The 4,180-nt window shown below is 41.3% G+C and carries 4 protein-coding genes and 1 tRNA gene; 1 reads left to right on the forward strand and 4 read right to left on the reverse strand.

Going from position 1 to position 4,180, the window contains the following annotated elements:
* Window positions 1-54 precede the first annotated feature (54 nt).
* The 3 genes from H6541_04385 to H6541_04395 all read right to left on the reverse strand — a co-directional run bounded on the left by H6541_04385 (window position 55) and on the right by H6541_04395 (window position 1,956).
* Window positions 55-444, reverse strand: coding sequence for an RNA-binding S4 domain-containing protein (locus tag H6541_04385; protein MCB9015011.1), 390 nt, complete (start codon window positions 442-444; stop codon window positions 55-57).
* Between the two features lie 6 nt (window positions 445-450).
* Complete coding sequence (gene der, locus H6541_04390) at window positions 451-1,755, reverse strand: ribosome biogenesis GTPase Der (GenBank protein MCB9015012.1); 1,305 nt, start codon at window positions 1,753-1,755, stop codon at window positions 451-453.
* A gap of 126 nt (window positions 1,756-1,881) precedes the next feature.
* Window positions 1,882-1,956, reverse strand: a tRNA-Met gene (locus tag H6541_04395).
* 86 nt (window positions 1,957-2,042) lie between these two features.
* On the opposite strand from H6541_04395, the gene era reads away from it, so the two are divergent.
* Entirely contained in the window at window positions 2,043-2,936 is an 894-nt protein-coding gene (era, locus tag H6541_04400) for a GTPase Era (protein MCB9015013.1), read from the forward strand.
* 95 nt (window positions 2,937-3,031) lie between these two features.
* Here era and H6541_04405 read toward each other — a convergent pair whose 3' ends face one another.
* On the reverse strand, window positions 3,032-4,141 hold the full coding sequence (locus H6541_04405; protein ID MCB9015014.1) for a PorP/SprF family type IX secretion system membrane protein: 1,110 nt from the start codon (window positions 4,139-4,141) through the stop codon (window positions 3,032-3,034).
* Between the last annotated feature and the right edge of the window lie 39 nt (window positions 4,142-4,180).

Consider the following 4,180-nt stretch of genomic DNA (forward strand, 5'->3'; position numbering starts at 1 on the left):
GCAGCATATGAAATGATTAAAAGTAATGCAATAATAATCAATGCAGGGGAGGGCTTATTCCTCTTCGGCCGGGCCTTTTAATCGATCAATAATGCGTCTGTCTTTTTTAGTAGGCCGGCCAGTGCCACGGTCGCGGTGCTCAGCATTTAATTCATGCATAAATTTTATGCGTTCATACTCCTCTAAAGGGGTAAGATCTTCAAGAGAATCGGGGACCAATTTTGCCGAAACACGGTTGTGAATTAAAGCTTTTACGCGCAAAGTGCGGGTAAGAGGGCCCTGACTTACTGTTAAAATATCGCCGGTTTTCAATACTCTTGAGGGTTTTACAACAGCTCCGTCAATTTTAACTTTTCCGGCCCTGCAGGCATCGCCGGCCATCGTGCGTGTTTTGTAGATTCGCACTGCCCAAAGCCATTTATCAATGCGCAGCTCTTCAGCCATACTCATTTATTTTTGCCGATAAAAGATTTCAATCGGAACGCCGTTAAAGTTGAAGTTTTCACGCATTCTGTTTTCAACAAAGCGTTTATAGGGGTCAGCAACATATTGAGGCATGTTACAGAAAAAGACAAATGCAGGGTAGGCAAGCTTTAATTGGGTGATATATTTAACTTTTACAAATTTACCTTTTACCGCCGGAGGAGGCGTTTCTGTTACAATGGGCAGAATGACATCCATGAGTTTGCGGGTAGAAATAGACTGTGTGCGCGACTCATAAACATTTTTAGCTGTTTCAAGGGTTTTGTGTATGCGCTGTTTGTTGATTACAGAAGTAAAAATAATGGGTACATCTGTAAATGGGGCAATACGGCTGCGGATATGTTCTTCAAATTCTTTGTGCGTGTTGGTTTCTTTTTCAACCAAATCCCATTTGTTAACAACAATTACAATGCCCTTATGATTTTTCTGAGCCAGTCCGAATATGTTCAGATCCTGGCTCTCAATGCCTTGGGTGGCATCAAGCATAAGCACACAAACATCGCAGCTTTCAATGGCACGCACAGCACGCATTACTGAGTAAAACTCGATGTTGTCGGTTACTTTTCCTTTTTTACGAAGCCCGGCGGTATCAACAAGTAAAAAGTCAAATCCAAAGCTGTTATAACGTGTGAAGATGGAATCACGGGTAGTTCCGGCAATAGGAGTAACAATATTGCGTTCATCGCCTAACAGGGCGTTAATCATGGATGATTTACCAACGTTGGGTCGGCCAACAAAGGCAATTTTAGGAAGATCCGGAAAATTATCAATCGTATCTGATGAAAACTCTTTTACAACATCATCGAGCAAATCACCGGTTCCACTGCCATTGATAGCTGAAATTTCGTAGATTTTTTCAAATCCAAGCGCATAAAATTCAACGGCATCAGCTGAACGATAGGCATTGTCAACTTTATTGGCAACCAGAAATACTTTTTTAGGTGAGCGCCTGATGAGGTCAGCAACATCTTCATCGAGCGTGGAAAGGCCTTCTTTTACATCAACCATAAAAATAATGACATCAGCCTCTTCCATAGCCAGTTCAACCTGTTTACGGATAGCATCTTCAAAAATGTCATCACTGCCTATTACAACACCTCCGGTATCAATAATTGAAAATTCGATACCATTCCAATCCGATTTTCCGTAATGTCTGTCGCGTGTAACACCACTTGTTGGGTCAACAATTGCTGATCTTTCGCCGGTAAGGCGGTTAAACAGCGTCGATTTTCCTACGTTGGGCCTACCAACAATTGCAATAATGTTTGACATAAATTCTGGTTTATTAGCAATTATGAATCAAAAGATTCGGGAAATCAAAGGATTTCCGGCAAAAGTATAAGATGCCTAAAAACAGTAAAAGCCTTGATTACAAGGCCTTTACTGTTTCATAATTGTTGGTAGCGGGGGCAGGATTCGAACCTACGACCTTTGGGTTATGAGCCCAACGAGCTACCTCTGCTCCACCCCGCACTATGAGTTGTTCAATTCTTTAATCGGGCTGCAAAGATATATTTTGTTTCTTTGCTGTGCAAATTAATTATTAATATTTTTTCAAGATGGAGCATAAGTCGGGCTTTGTAAATATCATTGGACATCCCAATGTTGGTAAATCTACTTTAATGAATGCCCTGGTTGGCGAAAAACTTTCAATTATTACTTCGAAAGCGCAGACAACACGGCATCGTATTATGGGAATCGTAAATGGCGACGATTTTCAGATTGTTTATTCTGATACGCCGGGGATTGTTAAACCACATTATAAGCTTCATGAGTCTATGATGAAGTTTGTGGATTCGGCTATGGAAGATGCAGATGTTTTTTTACTGGTAACTGAAAAGGCAGATGAGCCATTGTCAGATGATTTGATAAGTAAGCTGAATACCTTGTCAAAACCGGTAATTCTTGTTTTTAACAAAATGGACTTGTGTACACAGGAAGAAGCACTGCTGCTAATAAAGGAATGGGAGCAACGTTTGCCACTGGCAAAGGTAATTCCGGTTTCAGCCTTACATCATTTCAACCTTGAAACAGTTTTTGATACACTGATTGAAATGTTGCCTGCGTCTCCGCCTTATTATCCTAAAGATGAGCTTACTGATCGCTCTATGCGTTTCTTCGTTTCTGAGATTATCAGAGAAAAGATATTGCTCTATTTTAAACAGGAAATTCCTTATTCTGTTGAAATAGTGGTGGAGGAATATAAAGAAAAAGAGAGTAAGGATAAGGAAAGTATCACGCACATTTCATCTACTATTTATGTGGCCAGAGAATCTCAGAAGGCTATTATTATTGGTCATCAGGGCAAATCAATCAAAGGTCTTGGAATGGCAGCCCGAAAAGATATTGAGGAATTTATTGATGGACGCGTATTCCTCGATTTAAGGGTAAAGGTTAGCAAAGACTGGCGCGATGACCCGCAGCAGCTGCGCAGATTTGGGTATGAAATTTAATAATTTGTTTTATAAAAAAGTGAAAAGCCCCGGTAAAGGGGCTTTTCTGCGAAAACCAGAACAGAATTCATGGTCGGGGGGATCGCTTATCTTTATCAGAACGGACAGCATTGCAACTCTTCCATAGACCTTCGGTTGCGGGTTGAAAAACCAAAGCCGCCGCCCCTGTTCCCGCGATTGAAGATATTAAAGTCGTCGAGTTCAAGTACTATGGAGATTTCATGCGAACAACCTGCTGCCGTTCTCACTTCTGTTAAAATAAAATCGTATGAATAATTGATTTTCATGCGGGTTTGTCCGTTAAAAGGAGCATTTAATCCCAACATAAATATCAGGTCGTTTGATTTTGCCAGTTCTGAGGTGCGGTTACGAAACCAAACACCGGTATAAATGGAAGATTTAAGAATATTCAAACCTACTGAATAGGTGCGGAAATCAGCCTGAGATTCGTAAATAAAGCCCGGGTTAAATTTGAATGTATTCTTTTTACTTCCACGCTGAAAGTAAGGGCCGTCAGAGTCGCCATCAATTTCAAAAACCAAATCTCCGGTAATTACAAGTTTACGGGGTAATGGTGAAGTAAGACCGAGAAATGATTCGTTTGGACGGAAAAGGTGGTGAACGGCCAGGCCGAATGTTCCCTGAATGGCACTAAAGGTGTTGCTGCTTTCGGTAAATCTGAAAATACCTCCGACTGCAAAATCAGGATAGACTACATTGCCTGTTGAAGGTTGCTGAAAGCTGGATTCATAAATATTTCCATACACAGGATTCAGCTGATCTGTAAAAACCAGATTGTCCCAATTCAGACGTTTTTGAACAAATGATGTGGTAATTCCAACCTGTGAAATCATATTGTCCTGCAGCGGAACCCTGACTGATGTTGACAATCCTACGGTTGATGTTTTCAGATAACCGGTGCCGGCATTGTCTGACATAACAATCAGTCCTAAACCGCCGGAGCCCGGAATATTGCGCTCAGCCATATCCATACTGAATGTATAGTTGCGCAGGTCAGCCGGTAAGTTTGGCCATTGGTCGCGAACACTAAACCGGGCTCTGATGCCGGGTGTAAGACCAACCGCTGCCGGATTGTAATAGATAGGATTGTTGTAGAATTGTGAAAATAATGGATCCTGTGCCTTCACAAAGGTTGAAGCGAGTGCTACAAAAATAGTCAGCAGATATATCCTGGTTGTTTTCATGACGTTGATTTTTTCTTTGTTACTTTTCAAGTTAGCAGC

The organism is Lentimicrobiaceae bacterium, from assembly GCA_020636745.1.
Classification (GTDB): Bacteria; Bacteroidota; Bacteroidia; order Bacteroidales; family Lentimicrobiaceae; genus Lentimicrobium.

Bases quoted from the DNA above. Each gene is read 5' to 3' on its own strand.
- H6541_04385 (MCB9015011.1), bottom strand. From the start codon at position 444: ATGGCTGAAGAGCTGCGCATTGATAAATGGCTTTGGGCAGTGCGAATC.
- der (MCB9015012.1), bottom strand. From the start codon at position 1,755: ATGTCAAACATTATTGCAATTGTTGGTAGGCCCAACGTAGGAAAATCG.
- era (MCB9015013.1), top strand. From the start codon at position 2,043: ATGGAGCATAAGTCGGGCTTTGTAAATATCATTGGACATCCCAATGTT.
- H6541_04405 (MCB9015014.1), bottom strand. From the start codon at position 4,141: ATGAAAACAACCAGGATATATCTGCTGACTATTTTTGTAGCACTCGCT.